The sequence below is a fragment of the Streptomyces ossamyceticus genome (assembly GCF_001418475.1).
GTDB classification, from domain to species: domain Bacteria; phylum Actinomycetota; class Actinomycetes; order Streptomycetales; family Streptomycetaceae; genus Streptomyces; species Streptomyces ossamyceticus.
In genome coordinates, this window is record NZ_LIQX01000827.1 from 1 (window position 1) to 1,738 (window position 1,738).

A 1,738-nucleotide genomic window follows, 5' to 3' on the forward strand; every position below is an offset into this window, starting at 1 on the left:
CACACACACCGCCAACCCCATCCCCAACCTCCGTCGACGAACGACCAGTGAGGCCCCAGTAACTGCTCCGCAACGCGCGGGACATGGCAGCGACCCACCTCCCCCCTAATTTCTGTCGCACGACAGAAATGAGCGCCGCACCCGGAGGTCCCGCCATGGCGACAGCGACCACGTACGGAGCACGCGACCACGCCCGCGCCCAGGAGGGCACCCGCGCCGAGGCGATGCCGATCGTCCCGGCCGACGACTGGCCCGACCCGCCCGCCGACGCCGGCCCCCTGGTGTGGGCCGAGACGGTCGCGGGCGGCAACTACACCCACAAGGTGTTGGCCCGCGGCACGGAGATGCGTCTGACCGACCCGCACGGCGACGCCTGCGCCCACGTCCTGCTGTACGCCGCCGACCGTCCCTGGGAGCGGCTGAACGTCGCCGACACCGTCAAGGTCCAGTGGAACGCCTACCTCGGCGAGGGCGTCCTGCTCCTGTCCGACCAGGGCCGCGTCCTCGCCTCCCTCGTCGCCGACACCTCCGGCCGGCACGACGCGCTGTGCGGCACCTCCACCCTCGTACGCAACACCGCCCGTTACGGCGACGGCAGCCCCCAGTCCCCCTCCCCCGCCGGACGCGAACTGTTCAAGCTCGCCGCCGCGAAGAACGGCCTCGGCCCCCGCGACCTGCCGCCCTCCCTCTCGTTCTTCCAGGGCGTCGAGGTACGCGACGACGGCACCCTCGACTTCACCGGCTCCGCCGGCCCCGGCGCCAGCGTCACCCTGCGCACCGAGCAGGACGTCACCGTCCTCATCGCCAATGTCCCGCACCCGGCCGATCCGCGCCCGGAGTACGTGAGCACCGCCCTGGAGGTGCTCGCCTGGCGGGCCCGGGCGACCGCGCCGGACGATCCGCTGTGGAACGCCACCCCGGAAGGCAGCCGCGCCTTCCTCAACACCGCCGAGTTCCGCACCGCCAGGGGGACCGCATGACGACCATGGCCGTCGCGGCCCTCGCCGCGAGGAGGACCCTATGACTTCCGTGATCGTCGCGGCCCGCGCCGCCTGGTCCGCCGTCGTCCCGGCCGGCGGGACCCTCACCCTCACCGATCTGCACGGCAACCAGGCCGTCGACTTCCTCGTGTACGACGCCCACGACACAGCCGTCCGCTACAGCGCCCCCGACACGATCCACGCCCAGGGCGGCATCTTCCTCACCACCGGCAGTGTCCTGATGTCCAACGAGCACACCCCGCTGATGACCGTGGTCGCCGACGACGTCGGCCGGCACGACACGGTGGGCGGCGCCTGCTCCAAGGAGTCGAACACCCTGCGGTACGGCCACCACACCTGGTCGCAGCACGCCTGCGTGGACAACTTCCTCGCGGAGGGCGCCCGGTACGGCCTCGGCAAACGCGACCTCGTGTCGAACGTCAACTGGTACATGAACGTGCCGGTCGAGAAGGACGGCACCCTCGGCATCGTCGACGGCATCTCCGCTCCGGGACTCTCCCTGACCCTGCGCGCCGAGCGCGACGTACTCGTCCTGGTCTCCAACTGCCCCCAGATCAACAACCCCTGCAACGGCTTCACCCCGACGCCCGTCGAGATGACCATCGACCACCCGCTGCTCGAAGCCCCAGCCGACCCCACCGGAGCCACCGCGCCAACCGCCGAAGCCCACGCCGACACGACCCGAGCCGCTGCCTCTCAGGCCCTCGCCTCCGAGGCCGCCTCCCCGTCCCCCCAAC

At 71.7% G+C, this 1,738-nt stretch carries 1 protein-coding gene and 1 pseudogene; both read left to right on the plus strand.

The window, feature by feature from the left end:
* Nucleotides 1-155 precede the first annotated feature (155 nt).
* Nucleotides 156-980 carry an urea amidolyase associated protein UAAP1 gene (locus AOK15_RS39365; protein ID WP_055523821.1) on the plus strand — a complete coding sequence of 275 codons (825 nt, stop codon included), beginning with the start codon at nt 156-158 and terminating at the stop codon, nt 978-980.
* 40 nt (nt 981-1,020) lie between these two features.
* Nucleotides 1,021-1,605, plus strand: a pseudogene (locus AOK15_RS39370) (urea amidolyase associated protein UAAP2); the annotation flags it as partial.
* Nucleotides 1,606-1,738: the final 133 nt, after the last annotated feature.

Excerpts from the sequence above, each read along its gene's own strand:
- AOK15_RS39365 (WP_055523821.1), top strand. The coding sequence starts at position 156 with ATGGCGACAGCGACCACGTACGGAGCACGCGACCACGCCCGCGCCCAG.